This is a genomic window from Pseudomonas sp. NPDC088368, from assembly GCF_044753445.1.
GTDB classification, from domain to species: Bacteria; Pseudomonadota; Gammaproteobacteria; order Pseudomonadales; family Pseudomonadaceae; genus Aquipseudomonas; species Aquipseudomonas bambusae.
Genome location: NZ_JBIVNG010000001.1, coordinates 650,189 through 673,808 on the forward strand (window position 1 = coordinate 650,189; position 23,620 = coordinate 673,808).

At 59.3% G+C, this 23,620-nt stretch carries 19 protein-coding genes and 2 pseudogenes; 14 read left to right on the forward strand and 7 right to left on the reverse strand.

Translation table 11 applies throughout. The features are described from left to right. Positions 1-2: 2 nt before the first annotated feature. From ACIQAL_RS02805 to ACIQAL_RS02815, 3 genes are all read left to right on the forward strand, one after another. Positions 3-1,235, forward strand: coding sequence for a c-type cytochrome (locus tag ACIQAL_RS02805; protein WP_401142117.1), 1,233 nt, complete (start codon positions 3-5; stop codon positions 1,233-1,235). A 97-nt stretch (positions 1,236-1,332) separates the two neighbouring features. After that, positions 1,333-1,539 (forward strand): XdhC family protein, encoded by a 207-nt coding sequence (locus ACIQAL_RS02810; protein ID WP_401142397.1) that lies wholly within the window; start codon positions 1,333-1,335, stop codon positions 1,537-1,539. A 76-nt stretch (positions 1,540-1,615) separates the two neighbouring features. After that, complete coding sequence (locus tag ACIQAL_RS02815; RefSeq protein ID WP_401142120.1) at positions 1,616-2,113, forward strand: MarR family winged helix-turn-helix transcriptional regulator; 498 nt, start codon at positions 1,616-1,618, stop codon at positions 2,111-2,113. A 119-nt stretch (positions 2,114-2,232) separates the two neighbouring features. Here the strand turns inward: ACIQAL_RS02815 and dctA are convergent, their stop codons facing one another. The 3 genes from dctA to ACIQAL_RS02830 form a co-directional block, all read right to left on the reverse strand. Continuing rightward, on the reverse strand, positions 2,233-3,519 hold the full coding sequence (dctA, locus tag ACIQAL_RS02820; RefSeq protein ID WP_401142123.1) for a C4-dicarboxylate transporter DctA: 1,287 nt from the start codon (positions 3,517-3,519) through the stop codon (positions 2,233-2,235). 145 nt (positions 3,520-3,664) lie between these two features. After that, positions 3,665-4,069 carry a hypothetical protein gene (locus ACIQAL_RS02825; RefSeq protein ID WP_401142125.1) on the reverse strand — a complete coding sequence of 135 codons (405 nt, stop codon included), beginning with the start codon at positions 4,067-4,069 and terminating at the stop codon, positions 3,665-3,667. A 332-nt stretch (positions 4,070-4,401) separates the two neighbouring features. Further along, positions 4,402-5,352, reverse strand: coding sequence for a GlxA family transcriptional regulator (locus tag ACIQAL_RS02830; protein WP_401142127.1), 951 nt, complete (start codon positions 5,350-5,352; stop codon positions 4,402-4,404). 235 nt (positions 5,353-5,587) lie between these two features. Between ACIQAL_RS02830 and ACIQAL_RS02835 the strand changes: the two genes are divergently transcribed. From ACIQAL_RS02835 to ACIQAL_RS02870, 8 genes are all read left to right on the forward strand, one after another. Further along, positions 5,588-6,355 (forward strand): SDR family NAD(P)-dependent oxidoreductase, encoded by a 768-nt coding sequence (locus tag ACIQAL_RS02835; protein ID WP_401142130.1) that lies wholly within the window; start codon positions 5,588-5,590, stop codon positions 6,353-6,355. Between the two features lie 126 nt (positions 6,356-6,481). Further along, complete coding sequence (locus ACIQAL_RS02840) at positions 6,482-7,624, forward strand: Re/Si-specific NAD(P)(+) transhydrogenase subunit alpha (protein ID WP_401142133.1); 1,143 nt, start codon at positions 6,482-6,484, stop codon at positions 7,622-7,624. A gap of 21 nt (positions 7,625-7,645) precedes the next feature. After that, positions 7,646-7,975 (forward strand): NAD(P) transhydrogenase subunit alpha, encoded by a 330-nt coding sequence (locus tag ACIQAL_RS02845; protein ID WP_401142135.1) that lies wholly within the window; start codon positions 7,646-7,648, stop codon positions 7,973-7,975. Then, positions 7,972-9,417 carry an NAD(P)(+) transhydrogenase (Re/Si-specific) subunit beta gene (locus ACIQAL_RS02850; RefSeq protein WP_401142137.1) on the forward strand — a complete coding sequence of 482 codons (1,446 nt, stop codon included), beginning with the start codon at positions 7,972-7,974 and terminating at the stop codon, positions 9,415-9,417. Before ACIQAL_RS02845 ends, ACIQAL_RS02850 begins: the two co-directional genes overlap by 4 nt. A gap of 23 nt (positions 9,418-9,440) precedes the next feature. Further along, positions 9,441-10,421, forward strand: coding sequence for an MBL fold metallo-hydrolase (locus ACIQAL_RS02855; protein WP_401142140.1), 981 nt, complete (start codon positions 9,441-9,443; stop codon positions 10,419-10,421). Between the two features lie 233 nt (positions 10,422-10,654). After that, positions 10,655-11,449, forward strand: coding sequence for an SDR family NAD(P)-dependent oxidoreductase (locus ACIQAL_RS02860; protein ID WP_401142142.1), 795 nt, complete (start codon positions 10,655-10,657; stop codon positions 11,447-11,449). A gap of 167 nt (positions 11,450-11,616) precedes the next feature. Next, complete coding sequence (locus ACIQAL_RS02865; RefSeq protein WP_401142145.1) at positions 11,617-12,990, forward strand: NAD-dependent succinate-semialdehyde dehydrogenase; 1,374 nt, start codon at positions 11,617-11,619, stop codon at positions 12,988-12,990. Positions 12,991-13,112: 122 nt separating this feature from the next. Then, the gene (locus tag ACIQAL_RS02870) at positions 13,113-13,994 is read left to right on the forward strand and encodes an NAD(P)-dependent oxidoreductase (RefSeq protein WP_401142147.1); all 882 of its coding nucleotides are present in this window, start codon (positions 13,113-13,115) and stop codon (positions 13,992-13,994) included. A gap of 78 nt (positions 13,995-14,072) precedes the next feature. Here ACIQAL_RS02870 and ACIQAL_RS02875 read toward each other — a convergent pair whose 3' ends face one another. Both ACIQAL_RS02875 and ACIQAL_RS02880 read right to left on the reverse strand, forming a co-directional pair. After that, the gene (locus tag ACIQAL_RS02875; RefSeq protein ID WP_401142149.1) at positions 14,073-14,819 is read right to left on the reverse strand and encodes a YkgJ family cysteine cluster protein; all 747 of its coding nucleotides are present in this window, start codon (positions 14,817-14,819) and stop codon (positions 14,073-14,075) included. 319 nt (positions 14,820-15,138) lie between these two features. Further along, positions 15,139-16,068 (reverse strand): GlxA family transcriptional regulator, encoded by a 930-nt coding sequence (locus ACIQAL_RS02880; protein WP_401142151.1) that lies wholly within the window; start codon positions 16,066-16,068, stop codon positions 15,139-15,141. 105 nt (positions 16,069-16,173) lie between these two features. Here ACIQAL_RS02880 and ACIQAL_RS02885 point away from each other — a divergent pair. After that, positions 16,174-16,879: pseudogene (locus ACIQAL_RS02885) on the forward strand (SDR family NAD(P)-dependent oxidoreductase); the annotation flags it as partial. A gap of 173 nt (positions 16,880-17,052) precedes the next feature. Here ACIQAL_RS02885 and mqo read toward each other — a convergent pair. Then, positions 17,053-18,689, reverse strand: a pseudogene (gene mqo / locus ACIQAL_RS02890) (malate dehydrogenase (quinone)). 522 nt (positions 18,690-19,211) lie between these two features. Beyond that, positions 19,212-20,852, reverse strand: a complete 1,641-nt coding sequence (locus ACIQAL_RS02895; protein ID WP_401142154.1) for a methyl-accepting chemotaxis protein — start codon at positions 20,850-20,852, stop codon at positions 19,212-19,214. A gap of 455 nt (positions 20,853-21,307) precedes the next feature. Here ACIQAL_RS02895 and ACIQAL_RS02900 point away from each other — a divergent pair, with 455 nt between their 5' ends. Next, positions 21,308-22,912 (forward strand): response regulator, encoded by a 1,605-nt coding sequence (locus tag ACIQAL_RS02900; RefSeq protein WP_401142157.1) that lies wholly within the window; start codon positions 21,308-21,310, stop codon positions 22,910-22,912. Beyond that, on the forward strand, positions 22,909-23,601 hold the full coding sequence (locus ACIQAL_RS02905) for a sensor histidine kinase (protein WP_401142159.1): 693 nt from the start codon (positions 22,909-22,911) through the stop codon (positions 23,599-23,601). Before ACIQAL_RS02900 ends, ACIQAL_RS02905 begins: the two co-directional genes overlap by 4 nt. Positions 23,602-23,620: the final 19 nt, after the last annotated feature.

Below are 23,620 nucleotides of genomic sequence, written 5' to 3' on the forward strand. Positions count from 1 at the left end.
CTATGAAAAACATTGCATCTTATGTGATTGCGTCGTCCCTGCTCGGCTGGGTTTTGTCGGCAAGTGCGGCAGACGAAGACGTGATCAAGCGTGGCGAGTACATCGCCAACACCGCGGACTGCGTGGCTTGTCACACCGTTCAGGACGGGAAGAAGTTCGCGGGTGGACGTGAGTTCAAGCTGCCGTTCGGCTCGCTGTTTACCCCCAACATCACCTCGGACAAGGAAACCGGTATCGGTACCTGGTCCGATGATGATTTTGTCAGCGCCGTGCAACAGGGTGTGGGCAAGGACGGCAAGCATTACTACCCGGCCTTCCCTTACACCTCGTACACGTTGATGCCGCGCGAAGACATTCTGGCGATTAAGCAGTACCTGTTCAGCCTGCCGCCGGTTCACGAGAAATCACGGCCTGACACGCTGGCGTTCCCGTTCAACCAGCGTTGGGGCATGGCCATCTGGAACTGGATGTTTTTCGACAACGCCCGTTTTGCCGTGACGCCTGAAAAGTCGGCCGAGTGGAACCGGGGTGCGTATCTGGTTGAAGGCCCTGGTCACTGCGGTGAGTGCCATACCCCGCGCAACCTGATGCAGGCGACGGTCAGTTCGAAAGCGCTCGGTGGTGCCGAGATCGAAGGCTGGCGTGCTTACAACATCAGTTCGGATGCGCAAACGGGTGTCGGGAGCTGGTCCATCGAAGAGCTGACCCATTACCTGACGCATGGTTATCAGCCGGGTCGCGGCGTCGCCGCTGGGCCGATGTCTGAAGTGGTGGAGCACAGTCTCAGCAAGCTTGATCCCGCTGACGTGCGCGCCGTTGCGGTGTACCTCAAAGATTCGAAACCGCAACAGGGCGGTGTGCCGAGACCGGCACCGCGCAGCGCGGCCACTCCGGTATCCAGCACGACCGATCCACAGAGGGTGCTGGGTCAGAAAATCTTCGCAGACGCCTGTGCGGGTTGTCACAAGGTGACGGGCGAAGGCAATAACAGCGACGTCGCGACCTTGTCGGGCACCAAAACCGTTAATGACAAAACCGCCGCCAACCTGCTCGGCGTCTTGCTGACAGGCCACACCTATCCGGGCATGCCCCGCGATCATTTCATGCCGGATTTCGCCAAAAACTACAGCGATCAGGAGCTGGCAGCCGTGAGCACCTTCATCCTCAATCGCTTTGGGGACAGTGGCGGAACCGTCACGGCTGAACGCGTACAGGAACGGAAAAAAGAGCTCTGAGCACATCTCCCGGTGACAGGCGGTGGGGAGGTTTCGTATGTCAGATATCACCGCTGTGCTTGACGCCATCCGGCAGCATCAGTGCCGGGATAACGAGATGGTGCTGGCCACCGTTGTGAAGACGGCCGGCTCGTCCTGTAGCAGACCCGGGACACGAATGATCATCCCCGCCGGTACAGCGTTCGGGATGGTCAGTGGTGGGTGCCTTGAGACTGATCTGGTCAAAAAGGCGTGGTGGCGTACCTCGGACGGCGGGCGCCGGTTTCCGTGCGTTAGGCTGATCGGCCTGCAAGACGTCGGATGATCGTCGCCGGGATGGGCGAAGATCGTTCGGTGGCGTAGTATGGAAACCGTCATCCATGCGCGACTGTAGGTACCTCTTGAATACCCAATTTCGGCCCCATCAAGGCTTCAGCATTCACAGAACGTGCAACGGTTCTGCGTTGCGCAAGGCGACGCGCCGGATTTCCTCTCTGTACGGTGCGGTGCTCGCGCCCAGTGGCCTGCGTCAGACTCAGCATTCCCTCCTCGCCCACGTTGACCGCTCGAACAGCCCGACCCTGTCGGAACTCGCGAGCGATCTGGTGCTTGACCGCACGGCGCTTTCCCACAACATCAAACCCCTTGAGCGCGACGGCTACCTGGCCATCGTTCGCGACGCCCATGACAACCGCGTCAGGCGTGTGACGCTGACTGAGAAAGGAAAAGAGAAGCTGGCCGAGACGACGCGCTTGTGGACCATTGCCCACAATCGTTTCGAACGCTTGTATGGGAAGGAAAAAGCCGAGCTGCTGCGTGAAATGCTGGCGGACGTCTATTCGGACGAACTGGCCGAGGCATTCGAGCGGGAAGGGACAGAGGAAGTGGTCGATAGTTGAGCGCTCAGCGAACCGAATGAAGTTCGCTTACTGACCGCTCAACCGGTGTCGCTGATGCTGCTTTCGCCACCCTTGGCGTTGCACCAGGGGTGGATATCCAACACGTGTATCTGGAGGGCCTAGACGGGCTCATCCTGAAGCACGCGGTGTTTCTTGAGGGCGATAGGCCCCATCTTGCTGCGATCCAGCTGACCTTCCCATGCCGCGATGACCACTGCCGCTACTGCGTTGCCGATGATGTTCGTCAGCGACCGGCATTCGGCCATGAAGCGGTCTACGCCCAGGATCAACACCATCGCCGCCACCGGCACGGTCGGTACTACCGCCAGGCTGGCCGCGAGTGCGACAAAGCCCGCGCCGACCACTGCACCCGCACCCTTTGAGGTGAGCATGGTGACCAGTAAGAGCGTGAGTTGTTGTTCGATGGTCAGGTCGATGTTGGTGGCCTGTGCCAGGAACAGCACGGCCATTGTCATATAGATGTTGGTGCCGTCCAGGTTGAACGTGTAGCCGGTCGGCACCACGATCCCGACCACGCCTTTGGAGCAGCCCAGCCCTTCGAGTTTCTCGATCAGTTGAGGAAGAGCCGATTCCGAGGTGCTGGTGCCGAGGACGATCAACAGTTCGGATTTGATGTGTGCCAGCAGCTTGAAGATGCTGAACCCCGCCAGCCGGGCGATCGCGCCCAACACGCACGCCACGAACACGAAAGCGGTCAGGTAGAACGTGCCGATCAGCTTGAGCAACGGCAGCATCGAGCCGATGCCATATTTGCCGGTGGTGAAGGCGATGGCGCCGAACGCGCCCAACGGCGCGACTCGCGCGATCATGCCGACGATCCGGAAGAAGACTTCGGAAGCCTGGCTGATGGAGTCGGCAAGTGGGCGGGCGCGCTCGCCAATCAGCACCAGCGAGATACCGAACATGACCGACACCAACAGAATCGGCAGGATTTCACCTTTGGCGAACGCGTCGAAAAAGGTGACGGGAATAATATGGAGCAGGAATCCGGTGATGCCTTCACCGTGATCGGCCTGATTCACGAAGCCGCTTACCGCACTGGCGTCGAGGGTTTTGATGTCGATGTTGAAGCCGGCGCCAGGGTGCAGCAGGTGGGCGAATATCAGCCCGATGAGCAACGCCAGCGAGGACACCACTTCGAAGTAGAGCAGCGCCTTGCCACCCACCCGACCGACCTGCTTGATGTCGTGCATGCTGGTGATGCCGGACACCACGGTGCAGAAGATGATCGGGCCGATTACCATCTTGATCAGCTTGATGAACGCATCGCCCAGTGGCTTGAGTTCTACGCCGGTGTCCGGGCGCAGATGACCGATGATAACGCCCAGGACGATGGCGATGATCACCTGAACATACAAGGTGCCCAGCAGTTTTCTGATAGTCATTTTTATTGTCTCTTCAGCTTTGTAGGGGGCCACGCGAAAACCTCTCCTCCACGAACGGCGCGAAGGAGAGTGCGTGCGCGTCACACCGGAAATAACGACAGCGTCAAGCGCTCAGGCCACAAGGCAGGACGTGGCCGGTCCGTTCTTACTGCGCAGCTTCAGCGGCTTCGTCTTCGCTCCACTCCGGGCTGTAGCCGCCCAGCGTCGGGTGATACATCTCATCGCCCGAGTGCTGCGTGAACTCGACGTTCAGGCGGTCTTCACGCAGCCCCAGGATGTCGATGCAGTGCTGGCAGAGCGCTTTGGCGACGTCCATGCGAAGTGCGGGCGTGCGGCCGCGGCGGATATCGCACATCAACACGGAGACCGGCACAGGCTCGCCGTCAACGGTCCTCCAGACGCCGCCATCACCGGTTTCGCGGATAGCCACACTGATTCTCAAGATGTCCACGGTCATCATGGCCGAGTAGGTCTTGCACATCTCATGTGCCAGCTGCTTCTTTTTTTCGACCGGGAAGGTTCCGTTCACGTCGAGCTGAAGGTAAGGCATTTTTATTCTCCGCATTCGATGGATTAATCGCTCCTACCGACAATTGTCAGGAGGATAGGCGCGCGATTTATTAGGCAAAATTCACCGTAAACACGGGGCTAAGTTGGAATAGGTGAATATGCACATAAATAATTTGATTGCATATGCATCTTTTGTCAACGCTTCGTTTTGCACGCTGATCAATGGGGGGCAACGGAGGGCGAGGACGGTGATGGGGAGCGGCGTTCCGCAGAATTCAGACGTGCAGACGGGGGCGCGCCCAAATGACCGGGAGGTCATGGGCGGCCCGTTTTACCTCCCGTATCGCGAGGGGGGAGGTCAGGCGAGGGGTATCAGGTCGAAAGATCGACCATTTGCGATTCAGTGATGCGTTTGATCGCTTGAGGGGACTGATTGAAGGCGCGCAAGAAGGAGCGTCTCATGCGTTCACGGTCACCGAACCCGCAGTCGCGGGCAATGATGTCGAGGGAGTACCGGCCTTCTTCCATCATGATGCGTGCTGCTTCGACACGCAGATGTTCGATGGCCTTGGCGGGGGATTGCCCGGTTTCCTCGCGAAAAATCCGGCTGAATTGCCGAGGGCTGAGGTGAGCGATTTCGGCCAACTCTTCGACCGACAATTCCGACGCCAGGTTTTCCTTGGCGTAGACGAGCGTGGTCTGGATGCGGTCGGTTTTCGGATCGAGTTCCAACAGCGTCGAAAATTGCGACTGCCCCCCGGACCGACGATGGTGAACGACCATTTTCTTGGCCACGTTGCGGGCCAGCGTGGTACCCAGATCCTTTTCCAGAATGGCCAGCGCCAGGTCGATCCCTGCAGTCATGCCGGCCGATGTCCAGACCGTGCCATCGATGACGAAAATCCGGTCTTCTTCAAGGTGAACGTCTGGAAACGCGGAGCGGAATTCGCGGGCATGAGCCCAATGGGTCGTGGCGCGACGTCCGTCCAGCAACCCCGCCTGGGCGACGACAAACGCACCGGTACACACTGCCGTAACGCGTTTCGTACGGGCGAACGACGCTCGCAGGTAATCCAGCAGCCCATCGGAGACGTTGTCCGTCCGATTGTTGCCGATGACGACCAGCGTGTCGTAATGGGCATCCTTGAATGAAGTCGTTTCCATACCAAAACCCAGAGAGGACCGAACGATACCGCCATGTTCGGACACGACGACCAGTTCGTAAGAAGGACCATTCATGTCATTTGCTGTTTCGAATACAGCTGAGACGGCGAGTCCTAACACCTGGAAGCCAGGGTAAATCACGAGTCCGACACGAATCATCGTTGCTCTCCCATCAGACACTTGCTGTGTCCTAAAAGGTTGTATGTGCGAAATTACCGCCATGCTCTCACAGTTATTCGAACCTTGCCAGCCGCCGGGCGATTCATTGCACCCCTGCACTCGATTTTCGAATTTACGACTTAAAAGGTTGGATATCTGTCATTGAAGACACGCCTGCGGATTCTTATCATCGGTCCAGTCTGTGCGATGCGCCAGGCCCACGAGAGATGATGAGATGCTTGATTCCGTACATAGGGGCACCGCACTGATCGCCGACGCGACGGTAGGGATCGGTGAACGTTATGCCTGCCGGCTTGCAGAGCGGGGCTACGACGTCATCCTGGTCGCTCGGCAGCGTGCTCCGCTGTACGAATTGGCATCCCGGCTTACGACCCGAACGGGCCGCAATTTCGAGGTGGTCGAAGCGGACCTGGCGCTGCCCGCTGGACTGGCCACGGTTGAAGACGTGCTGCGGACCGATTCCAGCATCACTTTATTGGTGAATAACGTCAGCATCGATTACTCGACGCTGGCCCCGAAGATCGATTCGTTCGCTCTGGAGCGCCTCATTGGCCTGAACGTGACGGCGGTTGCCCGGTTGACCAGTGCGCTCGTTCCAAAGCTGGTGGCGCGCCAGGGTGGCACCATTATTCAAGTGACGGACAACGTGAATGATCAGTCGTTTTTACTGGACAGCGTCTACAAAGGCATAAAGGCATTTGTACTTGCCTATTCACAGTCACTCAGAAAAGAACTGGTGGGGCAGGGCATCAGAATTCAAACCGTGATGCCGGCTTCTTACAACGCCGGGCGTGAAATTGAATCGCCTGCTTATTCAGGGATCAGCACTTGTAATTGTTCCAAGGCCGATGCCTTCGTGAAAGCGGCGCTGGCTGGACTGGATCGAAATGAATTCATGACCACGCCAGAAATGGAAGATGCCGATTGGGTCATTTCGGTGGACGCTGATGGGTTCTACCGGTTTCGCCGTCGTTCCAGTTAGCCCTGAAATACTTCGGACAACAGATACGCCGGCACGCGGTGTATCGCAATGAACGGTTAATTAAAGAACTACCCACTTAGTGCGGGAAGGCGGTCAGCCATTCCCTATTGATAAGAGCGCACGCGTATGAAAATTGGAGTGCCGGCTGAAATACGCCCGAATGAAACACGAGTGGCGGCCACGCCCGATACTGTAAAAAAGCTCATTAATGCAGGGCATACGCTCTGGGTGGAAAGTGGCGCAGGGGCCGCGGCTCACTTCCCGGACAGCGCCTATGTCGCAGCAGGAGCGATCATCGTAGATGCAGATGCCGTGTTCGGCGCGCAAACCGTGCTGAAAGTGCATTCGCCTGAAGGTGATGAACTGCGTCTGATGAAACCGGGCACGGTGGTCATCGGGATGCTGGACCCGTTCAATGCGCCCAATATTCGCGCGCTGGCCGACGCCGGACTGACGGCCTTTTCGCTGGAGGCTGCGCCCCGCACCACGCGGGCCCAGAGTCTGGATGTGCTGTCCTCTCAGGCCAACATTGCCGGGTACAAGGCGACGCTCTTTGCCATGGGCCTGTACCAGCGTTTCGTGCCGATGTTGATGACCGCAGCCGGGACCGTAAAGGCTGCCCGCGTCCTGATATTGGGCGCCGGTGTGGCAGGTTTGCAGGCCATCGCCACCGCCAAACGCCTGGGGGCCGTGGTCGAGGCTTCTGACGTCCGGCCGGCTGCCAAAGAACAGATCGAGTCGCTGGGCGCCAAATTTCTTGACGTGCCTTACGAAACGGACGAGGAGCGGGAAGCGGCTGTCGGTGTCGGCGGTTATGCCCGCCCCATGCCGGCCTCCTGGCTGGAGCGCCAGTCGGCGCTGGTGCATCAGCGCGCCATTCAGGCGGACATCATCATCTCGACGGCGCTGATCCCGGGCCGCACGGCACCGACGCTGATTCATGAGCACACCGTTGAACAGATGAAGCCGGGTTCCATCATCGTCGATCTGGCAGCGGGGCGAGGGGCGCAGTTCCAGGGCCGCGCCGGTGGCAACTGCCCACTGACGGAAGCCGACCAGGTAGTCGTTCGCCATGGCGTCAGCCTGGTGGGGCACACCAACTTTCCGTCCCTGTTGGCCACCGACGCTTCCGAACTGTATGCCCGCAACCTTCTGAACTTCCTGGTGTTGATTACCGGCCCGGACGCCACTGTTTCTATTGATCCGACTGACGATATCGTCGCGGCGACGCTGTTTGCCCGTGATGGTCAGGTGTTGCGGACCCTTTAATCACTTCGCGAGTAACGCATTATGGAAATCGTCAATCACGGCATCATCAATCTGATCATTTTTGTGCTCGCCATTTATGTGGGCTACCACGTTGTCTGGAATGTCACCCCGGCACTTCATACCCCGTTAATGGCGGTCACCAATGCCATTTCTGCAATTGTCATTGTCGGCGCAATGCTGGCCGTCGGTCTGACGTCATCCGGCGTTGGCGAGTTGTTTGGGGCGTTGGGAGTTTTCCTGGCGTCCATCAATGTCTTTGGCGGTTTTCTGGTCACCCGCCGGATGTTGGAGATGTTCAAGAAAAAAGACCCCAAACTTCCGACCCCTCGTGAAAAGGCGCCACAGTCATGAGTCCGAATATTGTTACCTTGCTCTATCTCATTGCCTCGGTGTGTTTCATTCAGGCATTGAAAGGCCTCTCTAACCCTAAAACAGCGCGCATCGGTAATGCATTCGGCATGGCCGGGATGACGATCGCGGTGCTCACCACGCTGGCCATGATCCTCTTTCAGGCGAGGGCGGCGGGGAGCGGTGATATTCAGGTGGGCCTGGGCTTGCTGGTGCTGTCTCTCGTCTTGGGCGGTGGCGTTGGTGCGGTGGTGTCCGCGCGAGTGGAAATGACCAAAATGCCTGAGCTGGTAGCAGGCATGCATTCGCTGATCGGTCTGGCCGCCGTGTGCATCGCGTACGCGGTGGTCTCCGAACCCAACGTCTTCGGCTTGAACGAGGCGGGCGTTGGTATTCCCCGAGGCAACCGGGTCGAGCTGTTCCTGGGTGCCTTTGTCGGGGCGATCACCTTCACCGGCTCGATCATCGCGTTCGGCAAGCTCTCGGGTCGCTACAACTTCCGGCTGTTCAAAGGCGCGCCGGTGCGCTTCCCGTTTCAGCACACGTTCAATCTGATCGTGGCGTTGATTGCACTGGCCTTGGGCCTGACGTTTGTCGTGACCCAAGCCTGGCTGCCGTTCGTGTTGATGACGTTTGCGGCGCTGGCGTTGGGCCTGCTCATCATCATCCCCATTGGCGGCGCTGACATGCCCGTCGTGGTGTCCATGCTCAACTCTTATTCCGGTTGGGCGGCAGCGGGCATTGGTTTCTCGTTGAACAACCCGATGCTGATCATCGCCGGTTCGCTGGTGGGGTCTTCGGGCGCGATTCTGTCCTACATCATGTGCAAGGCCATGAACCGCTCGTTCCTGAACGTGCTGCTGGGCGGCTTCGGTAACACGGCCGGTGGCGGTGCGGCGAATGTCGAGCAGGTCGAGCGTCCGGTGAAATCGGGCTCGGCGGAAGACGCCGCGTTCATGTTGAGCAATGCCCAGAGTGTGGTGATCGTGCCGGGTTACGGCCTGGCGGTGGCGCGTGCGCAGCACTCGCTCAAAGAACTGACCGCGTTGCTGACCGCGAAAGGGGTGGACGTGCGCTACGCCATTCACCCGGTGGCCGGTCGCATGCCTGGCCACATGAACGTGCTGCTGGCCGAGGCCGAAGTGCCGTACGAGCAAGTGCACGAGATGGACGACATCAACATGGAGTTCGGCCAGACCGATGTTGTGCTCGTGCTGGGCGCCAACGACGTTGTCAACCCGGCGGCCAAGAACGACCCGAATTCGCCGATCTCCGGTATGCCGATTCTAGAGGCGTACAAGGCGCGCACCCTCATCGTCAACAAGCGTTCGATGGCGGCCGGGTATGCCGGTCTGGATAACGAACTGTTCTACTTGGACAAGACCATGATGGTGTTCGGCGATGCGAAGAAGGTGATCGAAGACATGACCAAGGCAGTGGACTGAGACGACAACCCCGGAGCATTCAGATGACCTCGCTAAGACACATCCTGTTGACCTCGGTCGCGGCATTGACTACCTGCGGTGTAGCCCAGGCGGCGCTGCCTGTTCAGCACATCGATTTCGACAAAATCAACTTCACTACGACGCAGCTCGCGCCGAATGTTTACGCGCTGACGGGGTCGCCGGGCATGGACCCGTCTCATCCCGATGCGGCAGGTGGCCGAGTGGGCGTGCTGGTCGGTCCTCAGGGTGTGCTGGTGGTCGATGCGTCCTACGCCCAGCTCTCCGGTAAGCTGCTCGCGACGATCAAGGCGATCAGTCCCGAGCCGGTTCGCTACCTGGTCAACACGCACTTGCATCGGGATCACACCGGCGGCAGCGGCAACATCGTCAAGGCGGGCGCGTTGCTGTTTGCGCGGGAAGAGGAACGCAATGAGCTGTCCGATCAGTTCGCGTCTGCGGCAGAGGGTACGTCGGCGGACAGCCTTGCCAGATTGCCTACGGTGACGTACGGCGCAGGCGCTCCGGTCAAGATACGCATGAACGGAGAAATCATCGACCTGATCCCCGTGCAACCCGCCCACACAGGGGGCGACACCATTGTTCGGTTTGAGAACGCCAACGTCATCATGACGGGCGACTTCTTCCGTAACTACGGATACCCCTACATCGACGTCGAGAATGGCGGGACCGTGGAGGGCATGCTCGAAGCGCTGGATCAGACCGCCGAACTGGCGGGGCCTGACACGCTGCTTGTGCCAGGCCATGGCACGGTTTTTCACCGGTCCGACATCGCTGCCTATCGCGAAATGATCGTGACCGTGGAAGAACGCGTCAGGCGTCTGATCGCGACCGGGAACAGCCGCGCAGACGTGATTGCCGCCAAGATCACGGCCCCTTACGACAGCAAGATCCCCGGTGGTCTTGACCACCAGCCGGATGGCACCGGGACCAGTGCAGACCGTTTTGTGGCGGAAGTGTTTGACCAGTTGCAGCGCGGCGGCTAAGGCTCACGGCGCCCGCGTTGCCGGTCATACAACAGAAGAGGGCGCGTTCATTCGCGCCCTTTTTTATGCGCGCGGCCCACGGCGCCCGCGCTTTTTAGCCGTCCAGACACCTCTTTTTCGGTCAATACGACCTTGTCCTAAAACGTTGGATATATGACATTTCAGCTTTTCGGGGTAAGCCGTACTCTTTCTCTACCGACTCTTTCGGCCCAACAAACTTCTGGAGAAACACTATGAGCACTGCATCTAAAGGCACCGCACTGATCACTGGCGCTTCGGCAGGTATCGGCGCTGTTTACGCTGATCGTCTGATCAAGCGCGGCTATGACCTGATACTGGTGGCACGCAACGAGAAACTTCTGAAAGAAGTGGCCGCTAAAATCGCGGTACCTGGTCGCACTGTCACGACGTTGGCCGCCGATCTGGCCAACAAGGAATCGCTGAAACAGGTTGAGAAAGTCCTGCGTGAAGACGCCAGCATCACCCTGTTGGTCAACAACGCCGGTGTCGGTTCCGTCGCTTCGATTCTCAAAGACAACGTTGAAGAAATGGACGCGATGATCGCCTTGAACATCACCGCGCTCACCCGTCTGACCTATGCAGTAGCACCGGCTTTCGTCGCTCGTGGCACAGGCACCATCGTTAACATTTCCTCGGTGGTCGGCATCGCCGTCGAAATGCTCAACGGCGTCTACAGCGCTTCGAAATCCTACGTACTGAGCTTCGGTCACACCCTGCAACGTGACCTGGCGGACAAAGGCGTTCGCATCCAGAGCGTATTGCCAGGCGCTACCGCTACTGACTTCTGGGACGTTGCCGGTTACGCGCCTCAGAAGGAAGGTGCGAACACCATGCGTGCCACCGATCTGGTAGACGCCGCTCTGGCCGGTCTGGATAAAGGCGAGCTGGTCACCATTCCTGGCCTGCAAGATGCTGATGCTCAGGATTGGACTCAGTGGGAAGAAGGTCGCCGCGCGATCTCAAAAAAATTCAGCCACGCAAAACCCGGCGCTCGTTACGGCGTTTGATCCAACCGCCTCTTCGTTCGCGAAACCGCAGGGAGGTCACTCCGTTGGCCTGCCCTTCGGCATCGAGCCATCCCTAGCTCCTTGCGGAGCAGATCGACAGTCAGTCCTCTCAAGGCGCCGACCTTATCGGCGTCGAGGATTCGTTTACTCAAAGATTGGAGTTTGCAATGGCTTATCAAACGATCAACCCGACCACGAATCAACTGGTGAAAACCTGGCCGAACCACACCGATGCGCAGGTCGAAGACGCCCTGGCGTCCGCGCACCGTCTGTACAAATCGGAATGGTCCAAAGGCTCCATCCAGCCTCGCCTGGCGGTGCTGCGCAAGCTGGCCGACCTGATCGATGCGCGCAATGAAGAACTGGCGCGAATCATCACCCTGGAAATGGGCAAGCTGATCGGCGAAAGCCGTGGCGAGCTGCACGTTGTGGCACAGATCGCACGTTTCTATGCCGACAACGCAGAGCGCTTCCTGGTCCCGGTGAGCATCCAGACCGACCAGGGCGATGCGTGGATCGAACACCACCCTATCGGGGTTCTCGTTGCCGTCGAACCCTGGAACTTCCCGTTCTATCAACTGATGCGTGTACTGGCTCCTAATATGGCTGCAGGCAACCCGATCGTTGCCAAGCACGCGAGTATTGTTCCGCATTGCGCCAGTGTCTTCGAAGCACTGGTGACTGAAGCGGGCGCACCGAAAGGCGCGTGGACCAACCTGTTTGTCACCACTGACCAGATCGGCACCCTGATCGCTGACCCACGGGTTCAGGGCGCCGCCATGACCGGTTCGGAAGGTGCAGGTAGCGTGATTGCCGCGACAGCGGGCAAGTACCTGAAGAAATCGACCCTCGAAATGGGCGGTAACGACGTGTTCGTGGTGCTGGAAGACAGCGACCTGGACAAAGCAGTAGAGATCGGTACGTTCTCGCGGCTGCACGTCGCCGGGCAGGAGTGCATCGGTGCCAAGCGCTTCGTCGTCCGCGAAGAAGTGGCTGACAAGTTCCTGAACAAACTCACCGCAGCTTTCAAAGCCGTGAAGATTGGTGACCCGCTGGACGAAACCACCACCCTCGGCCCACTGTCGTCGGCCGGCGCTCGCGATGGTCTGATCAAACAGGTCAAGGCCGCTGTCACCAACGGCGCAACTCTGCACTACGGTGCCGGTGTGGTGGATCTGCCAGGTCACTTCTTCGAGCCTGCGATTCTCACCAACGTGACCCGCGATAACCCGGCGTACTTCGAAGAATTCTTCGGTCCAGTGGCTCAGATCTACGTTGTCAAAACCGATGACGAGATCGTCGAACTGGCCAACGATTCCAACTACGGCCTGTCCGGCGTGGTCTTCTCGAAAGACATCGAACGTGCCAAGTCCCTGGCTTCGCGCATCGAGACCGGTGCTGTCTGGATCAACACGTTCTCAAGCACAGCGCCTGAACTGCCGTTCGGTGGCGTGAAACGCTCCGGTTACGGTCGCGAACTGTCCGAATTGGGCATCAAAGAGTTCGTGAACCAGAAGCTGGTGCTCGTCGCCAAGCCCTGATCCTCTTGAGCACTCCAGCGGCGTGTGGCTCCACGCACCGTTGAATGCTCACCTCGCGCCAGCACTCCCTGATCAGGGGCGCTGGCGTCATCGTTTGTACCGCATGAAACTGGAGATTGGACATGACCGCTATCGCAGTATTGGGATTGGGAGCCATGGGCTCGCGCATGGCCGCGAATCTGCTCAAGGCAGGACACACCGTTACGGTCTGGAACCGCAGCCCTCAAGCGGCTGACGCACTCATCGCCGCAGGGGCCACCTTGGCGGCGACACCACGGCAAGCTGCGCAGGGCGCTTCGATCGTACTAAGCATGGTTCGCGATGACATCGCGTCGGACCGCGTCTGGCTCGATCCGCAGCATGGCGCCTTTGGCGGCATGGCGTCTGACAGCCTGGCCATCGAGTGCTCGACGCTGTCGCCGCGCTGGGTCAAGGCCCTGGGCGAAGCCGCGAATGAAGCGGGCATTCGCCTCATCGATGCGCCGGTCTCCGGTTCGCGTCCGCAGGCAGAAGCGGCGCAGTTGGTGTTCCTGGTCGGTGGGGACGAGGCCGATGTGGCGTTTGCCCGAGACGTGCTTGGCAACATGGGATCGTCGATTCAGCACGTTGGCCCGCTGGGGGCAGGTACGCTGGTCAAGTTGACGACCAACGCCATGCTCGGCGTTCAGGTCACGGCGATGGCCGAACTGTTCGGCATTCTGGCCAAGAGTGGCGTGAACCTTAAAGTCGCGTTTGACGCAGTCGGGGCTACCGCGGTGTCCAGTATCGCCTCTCAGCGCAGTGTGGGCCTGATGCTCGAAGGCAAGTTCGAACCGCAGTTCCCGGTGGAACTGATCGAGAAGGACTTCGGTTACCTGGTGGGCGCTGCGGGCAGCCCGGCCGCTGCGCCAACCATCGAGGCAGCCCGGCAGGTCTTTGACGCTGGTATCGACCACGGCTACGGGCAGCAAAACATGACGAGCGTGGTTCAGTTGTTTGCCCCCGAATTTCCGTTCGGCAAATAACGCGCTTGGCATCAGGCAAAACGCCCTCTGACTCAACCGCATAAGACCGGTTGTTGTCAGAGGGCGCGCGGGGGCGTTTTATAACTCGTGGAAAATATAATTCGACGCGTTGTCGTCATTGAGGCGGATATGGGCATCCTGCAACTGTTGACGCAACCCGGACTGATTCACTCGCACTGACCATTCTTTGCCCCCCGACTCATGCGTATTAACTTCGCAGGCGTCGAGGGCGGCCATCAATTCATGACGAGCCGGTTGATAAACCGCCATTGCATTATTCTTCCAGGCGGCCGTCGTCAGTCCCATGTATTCGCATATATCAATCTTGGCCTGGGCATCGTCCCTGTCCGCTTGCCGTGATTGCTCCACTTGCCGGGCGAGTGTCGCATCGACAATGTGGTCCGTGAAAATGACTTCGCCGGTCTGCCAGGTTTCCGGGGGACAGGCCTTGTTTTGCGGTAACAGGGGAATGTATGGATTGATCTCCATGGGGTAAATCCGACAGACCAGGGGACGTTCTTCGTAGATGCCGCAACGGTCGTCGGCCCCTAAATTCGGGCATTGGCCGAGCGCATTGGCCGTGAACACGGCAACGACCTGAATCTTCGCGCCGCCACTGCGGACTTCGGCGGCGCGCCGAGCGCTGTGAGCGAACTGCTGAGGTTCGGCAGTCCAGGTCTCTTCATTAAACGCTTCCAGCACAATAGCGACGTCGTGACCACGGGCCAGCCATTGTCGGGTTTCATTCAATGTCAGCGGAATCAACCGGCCCTTGCAGCAAACGCCACAACCATTGCAGGCAAAACGAATCGAAGTGTTCGGCACGCACAGTACTCAATGTTTGGAATCTATCAGCAGTGCCAAAGGTGAAGTGCACCGGTCACTGCCGATTTATTGTTTGAATCGATATCCGTTCATTTCTGAATCCACGGCCTCACTGGCACGGGACTATGTTTTATCGACAGCGTCATTAATGACCACCGCGTCTGACAAAACGAAAAGCAGAATAATTCGCTGATACGAATGGAACCATGACATAGAGGGCACCTTTTAGGTCACGGTGGCGTCTGCCCCTGTTTGATGCCCATAGAATGCGCAGGTGAGTGCAAAACGGCAAGTTATACCTAGATATGAAACGACTGGGTCAGCCTGCATTTCTGCGAACAGTTTGCGGAGGCTGGCCGATGGTGCGCAAGAATGCCCGACGCATGCGTTCCCGGTCGGCAAAGCCAGTTTCATAAGCGATGGTCTCGACGGTATGACGCCCTTGTTCCAGCATCTGCCGGGCCGCTTCGACCCGCAGACGTTCCACGGCTTTCGCCGGGGTCTGGCCTGTTTCATCACGAAAGGCACGGCTGAACTGGCGCGAACTCAAGCGAGCGGCGTCGGCGAGCTCTTCCAGTGATAACGGATTCTTGAGGTGGGATCGGGCGTAGGTGAGGGCGTTCTGTATGCGGTCCGACTTGGGGGCCAGGTCCAGCAGCGCCGAATGCTGCGATTGCCCACCGGCGCGGCGGTGATAGAGGACGAACTGGCGCGCGACAGTCTGGGCGACCTCCAGACCGTGATCCTCTTCGACCATGGCCAGTGCCAGATCGATGCCGGCGCTCATCCCGGCGGACGTCCACATCTGGCCGTCCTGCACGAAGATCCGGTCAGCCTCGACCTTGATGTCCGGATAACGGCGCGCCAGTTCGGGCGCCATCATCCAGTGCGTGGTCGCCCGACGATTCGCCAGCAGTCCTGCCTGAGCCAGAATGAACGTGCCCGTGCAAATGGACGCGATGCGTCGGGACGTATGCGTGGCGCGGCGCAGGTAGTCAACCAGTGCTGCGGACGCCTCGGGACTGGCAGCCCCGCCACACACGATGACGCTGTCGAACGGGTCGTCCCCCAAGGGCGTGCTCAGCACCGAGACCGCCGCCGTTCCCTTCACCGTGCCGCCCGTTTCCGAACGGATCGAGACCTCGTAATACGCCGATCCGAGCACGCGGTCCGCGACTTCGAATACCGAACTGGCGGCCAGGCATACCAGCTGAAAGTCCGGGTAGATGATAAAACCGACCGTGTGCATGACAAATGCCTCGATGGCGATAAAGGTGGCAATTATGACATTTCAGCCATGCGGCGCAATCTCTAAGATGGGCTCACGTATTTCATTGACCCCTTGGAGAAAACCATGTCCCGCCTCACCGGCAAAGTCGCTGTTGTCACCGGCGCCAGCTCAGGCATCGGCCTCGCTGTTGCTCAAACCTTTCTCGCGGAAGGCGCGGCTCGTGTCTACCTCACCGGGCGCCGCAAAGCCGAGCTGGATCGCGCCGTGGCGTCGCTGAACGCGTCGTACGCCGAAGCCGGGCACGGCCCGCTGGCCGTCGGGGTGCAAGGAGACGTCAGCCAGCCCGCCGACGTCGAACGCCTCTACGCGCTGATCAAAAAGGAGTCCGGACGCATTGATGTCGTGTTTGCCAACGCCGGTTACGCAGCGCCAGCCCCACTGGGCAGCTTGACCGAGGCGCACGTGGACGGCCTGCTCAACACAAACGTCAAAGGCGTGATCTGGTCGGTGCAGGGCGCCTTGCCGCTGATGGGCGAGGGCAGCTCGATCATCCTCAGCGCTTCGATTGTCGCCAGCAAAGGCTTTGGCGACTGGAGCCTCTACAGCGCCAGCAAGGCCGCTGTCCGTTCGTTCGCCCGCACTTGGGCGTCCGACCTGAAAGGCCGGAATATTCGCGTCAACGCTGTCAGCCCTGGCGTGATCGACACCCCGGCGTGGAGCGAGTCGGATTTGCCGAAAGAGCAAGTGCACGGCTTCTTCGAGTTCGCTGCATCGGTTACCCCGCTCAATCGAACAGGCCGCGATGAAGAAGTGGAAGGTTGTCGCCTTCCTGGCGTCCGAAGACAGCAGCTTCGTCAACGGCAGCGAAGTGTTCGTCGATGGCGGCATGGCGCAGGTCTGAGCTTGTCATTCGGGTTCGTTTCATCTGATCGGCGGCCACAAAAAAGCCACGGGTTTTGAGGCCCGTGGCTTTTAATTTGCGGCGATTTCGACGTTGCGAAATTACAGCGCCATGTCGTTCGCAGGCTTGCTTTCAGCCGGTTTGCTCGGCTCGGTGCTCGTGCCGACGCTCTGGTCGATGACCGGCGGCTTGTCCAGTTGCAGGACTTCGGCGGTGTAGTTCCACTCTTGCTGCACGGCAGCCGGCGAGTCGTTCAGCTTGGTGCCGTAGCTCGGCACGATCTGGCGGATCTTCGCTTGCCATTCAGGCGTCGCGACTTTGTCCTTGAAGACCTTTTCCATCACGTTGAGCATGATCGGCGCGGCGGTCGAGGCACCTGGCGATGCGCCCAACAGTGCGGCGATGCTGCCGTCCTGGGAGGACACGACTTCGGTACCCAGTTTCAGCACGCCGCCTTTCTCGGCATCACGCTTGATGATCTGCACGCGCTGACCGGCTTGCCACAGACGCCAGTCTTCTTTCTTCGCGTGCGGGAAGTATTCCTGCAAGGCCTTGAAGCGATCGTCGTCGGACAGCATCAGTTGGCCGGCGAGGTACTCCACCAGCGGGTACTGCTCGATGCCCACTTTGGTCATCGGCCAGAAGTTGTGGGTAGTCATGCTGCTGAACAGGTCCAGGTACGAACCTTCTTTCAGGAACTTGGTGGAGAAGGTCGCGAACGGGCCAAACAGGATCACGCGCTTGCCGTCGAGCACGCGGGTGTCCAGGTGCGGAACCGACATGGGCGGCGCGCCGGTGGAGGCGATGCCGTAGGCCTTGGCCATGTGTTGCAGGGCAACGTCCTGATTCTCGGTGACCAGGAACGAACCGCCAACCGGGAAGCCTGCGTAGTCACGGCCTTCCGGAATGCCGGATTTCTGCAGCAGCTTCAGTGCGCCGCCGCCAGCGCCGATGAACAGGAACTTGGCGTCGGTCGCGCTGCTGGTGCCGTCCTTCAGGTTCTTGTACTCGACGTGCCAGCTGCCGTCGGCATTGCGAGTGATGTCGTTGACTTCGCTCGACAGCTTCAAGTTGAAGTTCGGGCGAGTCTGGAGCGCCGAGACGTACTGACGGGTGACTTCACCCCAGTTGACGTCGGTGCCGATCGGCGTCCAGGTAGTGGCCAGCTTCTGGTTCGGGTCACGCCCTTCCATCATCAGCGGGACCCACTTGGCGATCTGCGCGTGGTCTTCGGAGAACTGCATCGGGCGGAACAGCGGGCTCGCCTGCAGGGCTTCGTAACGCTTTTTCAGAAACTTGATGTTGTCATCGCCCCACACGAAGCTCATGTGCGGTGTGGAGTTGATGAACGAATGCGGGTTTTTCAAAACGCTCTGGCGGACCTGCCAGGCCAGGAACTGACGGGTCACCTGGAAGGCTTCGTTGATCTCGATGGCTTGGAGATGTTGACCTTGCCGTCTTTGTCTTCCGGCGTGTAGTTCAGCTCGGCGAGACCGGAGTGGCCGGTACCGGCGTTGTTCCAGCCGTTGGAGCTTTCTTCGGCGACTTTGTCCAGACGCTCGACCATTTCCATGGTCCAGCTTGGCTCCAGCTCGTTGAGCCAGACGCCCAGAGTCGAACTCATGATGCCGCCGCCGATCAGCAGCACGTCCACTTTTTTGCTTTCTGCGGCGTGTGCCTGAAGCATACCCAGCGAAATCGCCAGACCCAGCAGGGCCTTGCCTGTCGTTTTGATCATTGCACGCAATCCAATTGAAAGAACGTTATCCGCCTGCCTCTTATGTCGAGACGAGACCGGTTCGGCGCGCGTCAGGACTGACAGGCGCAAGGCTCGGTTTCGCACTCGGAGGGCGAGGGGTAGGGTTCAAGGTCGATGAGGCAGACCTTGAGTTCTGTGTCCCTCTGCGCTGGCTTTTTGTTAGATCATTGGGATGCAGCAGCTTGAGTAAACAACAAACACCCCGCAGGACTCGGTCATCAGGTCCAAGGGATCTGCGAGGGGGCCGCGATTGTACCCGAAATGTGATTTCTGACAAAACGTGTGACGATTTAGTCAATGAGCCAAGGTGTCACAGGTGGCGAAAGAATGGCTTTCGCCACCTGTGATCCATGAAATTTTGCCGCTAACACTGACTGAACACGGTGTGAATCTGTAGGAGCGAATTCATTCGCGAGAGGCCTGTGCGTTCGATAAGTCTTCATCGAATGTACAACTGCTTCGCGAATGAATTCGCTCCCATAAGGAATCGTCGTTGACGCGTCAGAGCGTGAACTTGCCCACCATGGTGTTGAACGACACCGCCAGGCGTGACAGTTCCTGGCTCGACGCATTGGTCTGATTCGCGCCAGCGGCGGTCTGCGCCGACAGGTCCTGAATGTTCACCAGATTGCGGTCAACTTCCCGTGCCACTTGGGCCTGTTCTTCGGCCGCGCTGGCGATCACCAGATTGCGTTCGTTGATCTGGCTGACGCCTTCGCTGATGCGCTCCAGCGCCAAACCGGCCTCGGTGGCGAGCGTCTGGGTATTGGTCGCGATGGCCTGGCTCTTGCCCATGGCGCGCACTGCTTCATCGGCACCGTTGCGCACCAGGGTGATCATCGATTCGATCTCGCCGGTAGAGGCTTGTGTGCGGGCGGCGAGGGCGCGGACTTCGTCGGCGACCACGGCAAAACCACGGCCTTGCTCACCGGCGCGAGCGGCTTCGATGGCCGCGTTGAGGGCGAGCAGGTTGGTCTGTTCGGCGATGCCACGAATCACGTCCAGCACTTTGGTGATGTCACGAATCTGCCCGGCCAGCGCCTCGACGCGCTGGGTCGAATCATTGATCTCGACGGTCATGGTGTTCATCGCCACCACCGCTTGCTGCACTTGCTGCTGGCCCTTTACCGCATCGTCGGCGGTCTGGGTCGAGACCTGCGAAGCGCTGGCGGCGTTGCGGGCGACCTCTTCGACGGCGGCGGTCATCTGGTTCACGGCCGTCGCAGCCTGCTGGATTTCGTCGTTCTGACGTTGCAGCCCACGGGTGCTGTCGTCAGTCACAGCGGTCAACTCTTCCGCAGCCGAGGCCAGTTGATCCGAAGCACTGGCGATCTGTTGCACGGTGCCTTTGAGGCTGCCTTGCATCGTCGACAAGGCCCTGAGCAACTGCCCGGTTTCGTCCTGGCCGCCGGACGCAATGACGTGGGTCAGGTTGCCGTTGGCCACATGGGAGGCGCTTTCCACTGATTGATAAATAGGACGGGTGATCATGCGCGTCACGATCAACCCCAGTGAAATGGCGCAAATGACCGCGATCAGCGAACCGATGGTCAGCATCCACGTCACCTGGCTGTCGGTTTCCACGCCTGCCTGGGCCGACTCCTGAGCCTGGCGAGCGTTGGATTCGATGATGATTTTCAGCTCGCCCATGGTTTTGCGGTAGGTCGGGGTGACGTTACTGGCCGCCAGTTTTGCGCCCTGTTCGACGTCTCCGCTCTGAATGACGCTCAGCGTACTTTGAACCGCCGACATATAGGCGGGCCAGTCGCGAGTAAAGTCATCGCTCGCTGCCTTTTCGTCATCTTCCATAGGGGTCTTGCGATAGATCGCGAAATCGGTGTCTGCCTGCGCCTGGTTTTCCTTGAGCGACTGAACGACCGCGTTGACTTCCTCGGGGCTGGCCTTCAGCGCGCTGAGGGCGATGATCTTGAAGAAGTCGCGGTTGGTGGCAATCACGTTGGCCTTCACCGAATCGACCTTGGTGACCGACAGCATGCTGTTTTCGACAGTGCTTTTGAACAAATCGTACAGACGAGAAATGCCGTTCTGACCTAGCACACCCACCACCACGGTGATCAGGGCACACAGGCTAAACGCGAGCAACAGCTTGGACTTGAGTTTCAGGTTGGTCAGCCAGGACATGAAGGGATACTCAGGCGAGAGGAAGAGACGCGGTTGGGTCACCGTCTTCCAAGCGTATCGGCGGAGAGGGAAGGGACTTTACATATCCGGAAACATCTAGCCGAAACTTTACGTTCCCCGAAATTTGCCGAGTTTGGATCCATTATCCCGACTCTTTTCTTCACGCCCGCGTGCTTTAAAGCACACGACCTGCGTCACAAATGCATTCGTTTCACGCAGCATCATTGTCATGGAAGGGTCGCTTTTTATCGCGGGCGTCACCTAAGCTTTACTTGGGCGCCGCCGATAACCGAAGCGAGGGCTCTCTTGCCCTACGGCAAGTTGCCAACGCCCCTGTGAAATAGCTTGATGGCAATTTGATGTTGGCTATCATCTGCGCCACGTGAAGGGTGCTTCGACGTTGATGCTTGTGAGGCTGCCTCTGAGCTGATTTATCTCCCGCTACAGGAATCTCGATGCTGGCCTGGAACCAAAAAACCTTTCTGATCGTCGATGATTTCTCCGATTTTCGCAGCTCGGTCAGGTCGATGCTGCGCGAGTTGGGCGTCAAGGAAGTGGACACCGCAGACAACGGCGAACAGGCGATCAAGGCCTGCTCGCAAAAGCGCTATGACTTTATCCTGCACGACTTCAACTTGGGTGACGGCAAGAAAAACGGCCAGCAGGTGCTGGAAGACCTGATGACCGACCGGCTGATCAGCCATGAAAGCGTGTTCGTCATGGTCACCGCTGAAAACAGTCAAGCGATGGTCATGAGCGCGCTGGAATGGGAGCCTGACGCGTATCTGACCAAGCCGTTCAACCGCGCCAGCCTGGCGCAGCGTCTGGAAAAAATCGTCCAGCGCAAGAACCTGCTCAAGCCGATCCTCCAGGCCCTAGACCGTGGCAAGCCCGCCGAAGTGCTGGCCGCCTGCGTCAACCTGACCAAACAGGACCCGCGTTTCGCGCCGTTGTGCCTGCGCTACAAGGCCGACGCACTGCGCGACCTGAACCAGCACGAGCCGCTGGAAGCGTTCCTCAAGTCCATCCTCGCTGACCGCCCGCAACCCTGGGCGTATTCGGCGTTGGGCAAGCTGCTGTTCAAGCGCAATCGCAATGCCGAAGCGCAAACGGTCTATGAAGAAGCGATTCGTACCTTTAATGCGATGCCGGTGTTGTTCGACGGTCTGGCGGATGTGCTGATTGCCAGCGGCGATAATCGTCGTGCGCAGAAGATGCTCGAAGAAGCCGTGCGCCTGTCGCCCTATGCCGTGCGCCGTCAGCGTTTGCTGGGCAAGCTCTCGTTGGAGAATCAGGACTTTGACGGCGCCTCCCGTGCGTTCCGCCAGGCGGTGTCGCAAGGTCAGTTTTCTCGCTTCAAGGACCCCGAAACCAACCTCGGTCTTGCGCAGGCGCTGATCAGCAAGGGCGCCGAGCGGGGCTTCGACGCGCGGACCCGCGTGGAAATCAACCAGACCCTGGGCGACGTCGCCAAGGAGCACACCAACGACGCCGGTCTGCAAGTGCGGGCGCGTTTGATGAAGGCCACCAGTGTCGCGAGTTCCGATCCGGAAATGGCGGCCAAGTTGACCGCGCAGGCCATGGAACGGCTCGACGGCATGGAGCAGTTTCTCAGCGCCGATGCGGCGTTGGCCGTCGCTTCACAGCTCAAGCAACTGGGCCAGGAAGCGGCCGGTGCCGGGATCTTGAAAAGCTGCGCGGAAATCTACGGCGACGATCCGGCTGTCATGCAGAACATCGCCAGGCAGACCGACGACCCGGAAATCCTCGGTGCGGGCAAGGCGGCGATCGATCTGAACATGCAAGGCATTCGCAGTTATCGCGCGGGCAAGCTGGGCGAGGCTCAGGACTTGTTCCGTCAGGGGCTGGCGCTGCAACCCAAGAACATCAGTATCGCGTTGAACATGGCCCAGTCGCTGTTGCACATGGGCGTGCAGAACCTCGACGCGGCCAGCCTCAAGGAGTGTCAGAACAGTCTGAAAATGGTGGGCAAGATGCCCGAGACCGACCCGCGATACGAGCGGTATCAGAAACTGCGACTCAAGGCGTTTGGCGAATGACGGACGAGGATTCGGGGCTGGATTTTTCCATGGTGATCGCCTCCACCGTGCACGACATGAAGAACTCCCTGGCGTCGTTGATCCAGGCGCACGGGCAATGGGTCAAGCAACTGCCCGAGGCCCATCGCGGCACGCCGGAACAGGGCGTGATCGACTACGAATTCGCGCACCTCAACGGCATGCTCGTGCAACTGCTGGGCCTGTACAAACTGGGCGTTAATCAACTGCCGTTGCGCCCGGATTATCACGAGTTGGACGACTTCATCGAAGCGCAACTGGCGTTTCACCAGGAAGTCCTCGCCAGCCGTGGCATCGTTGCGCGGTACGAGGTCGATGACTTCGGCCTGCCGGGTTTTTTCGACCGCGAGCTGATCGGCTCGGTGGTGTCGAACGTGGTGATCAACGCCGTCCGCTACGCCCGCAAGGAAGTGCTGATCACGGCGGGGCAGGTGGGCGAGCAACTGGTCATCAGCGTCAACGACGACGGCCCGGGCTTCCCCGAACACATGATCGAGAAACAGACCGATTACGTGCTCGGCATCAACCAGAGCAGCGGCAGCACCGGTTTGGGCCTGTACTTCGCCGCCAACATTGCCCGTCAGCACCAACGGCAAGGCGTGCCGGGGCATATCGAGATTGCCAATGGCGGCGAGTTGGGCGGTGGGGTGTTCAGGATTTTTCTACCCTGATAGAAAGCCAGGCGGCGGT

Excerpts from the sequence above, each read along its gene's own strand:
- ACIQAL_RS02840 (WP_401142133.1), top strand. The coding sequence starts at position 6,482 with ATGAAAATTGGAGTGCCGGCTGAAATACGCCCGAATGAAACACGAGTG.
- ACIQAL_RS02905 (WP_401142159.1), top strand. The coding sequence starts at position 22,909 with ATGACGGACGAGGATTCGGGGCTGGATTTTTCCATGGTGATCGCCTCC.
- ACIQAL_RS02900 (WP_401142157.1), top strand. The coding sequence starts at position 21,308 with ATGCTGGCCTGGAACCAAAAAACCTTTCTGATCGTCGATGATTTCTCC.
- ACIQAL_RS02830 (WP_401142127.1), bottom strand. The coding sequence starts at position 5,352 with ATGATTCGTGTCGGACTCGTGATTTACCCTGGCTTCCAGGTGTTAGGA.
- ACIQAL_RS02845 (WP_401142135.1), top strand. The coding sequence starts at position 7,646 with ATGGAAATCGTCAATCACGGCATCATCAATCTGATCATTTTTGTGCTC.
- ACIQAL_RS02805 (WP_401142117.1), top strand. The coding sequence starts at position 3 with ATGAAAAACATTGCATCTTATGTGATTGCGTCGTCCCTGCTCGGCTGG.
- ACIQAL_RS02865 (WP_401142145.1), top strand. The coding sequence starts at position 11,617 with ATGGCTTATCAAACGATCAACCCGACCACGAATCAACTGGTGAAAACC.
- ACIQAL_RS02810 (WP_401142397.1), top strand. The coding sequence starts at position 1,333 with ATGGTGCTGGCCACCGTTGTGAAGACGGCCGGCTCGTCCTGTAGCAGA.
- ACIQAL_RS02855 (WP_401142140.1), top strand. The coding sequence starts at position 9,441 with ATGACCTCGCTAAGACACATCCTGTTGACCTCGGTCGCGGCATTGACT.
- dctA (WP_401142123.1), bottom strand. The coding sequence starts at position 3,519 with ATGACTATCAGAAAACTGCTGGGCACCTTGTATGTTCAGGTGATCATC.
- ACIQAL_RS02835 (WP_401142130.1), top strand. The coding sequence starts at position 5,588 with ATGCTTGATTCCGTACATAGGGGCACCGCACTGATCGCCGACGCGACG.
- ACIQAL_RS02860 (WP_401142142.1), top strand. The coding sequence starts at position 10,655 with ATGAGCACTGCATCTAAAGGCACCGCACTGATCACTGGCGCTTCGGCA.
- ACIQAL_RS02850 (WP_401142137.1), top strand. The coding sequence starts at position 7,972 with ATGAGTCCGAATATTGTTACCTTGCTCTATCTCATTGCCTCGGTGTGT.
- ACIQAL_RS02870 (WP_401142147.1), top strand. The coding sequence starts at position 13,113 with ATGACCGCTATCGCAGTATTGGGATTGGGAGCCATGGGCTCGCGCATG.
- ACIQAL_RS02825 (WP_401142125.1), bottom strand. The coding sequence starts at position 4,069 with ATGCCTTACCTTCAGCTCGACGTGAACGGAACCTTCCCGGTCGAAAAA.
- ACIQAL_RS02880 (WP_401142151.1), bottom strand. The coding sequence starts at position 16,068 with ATGCACACGGTCGGTTTTATCATCTACCCGGACTTTCAGCTGGTATGC.
- ACIQAL_RS02895 (WP_401142154.1), bottom strand. The coding sequence starts at position 20,852 with ATGTCCTGGCTGACCAACCTGAAACTCAAGTCCAAGCTGTTGCTCGCG.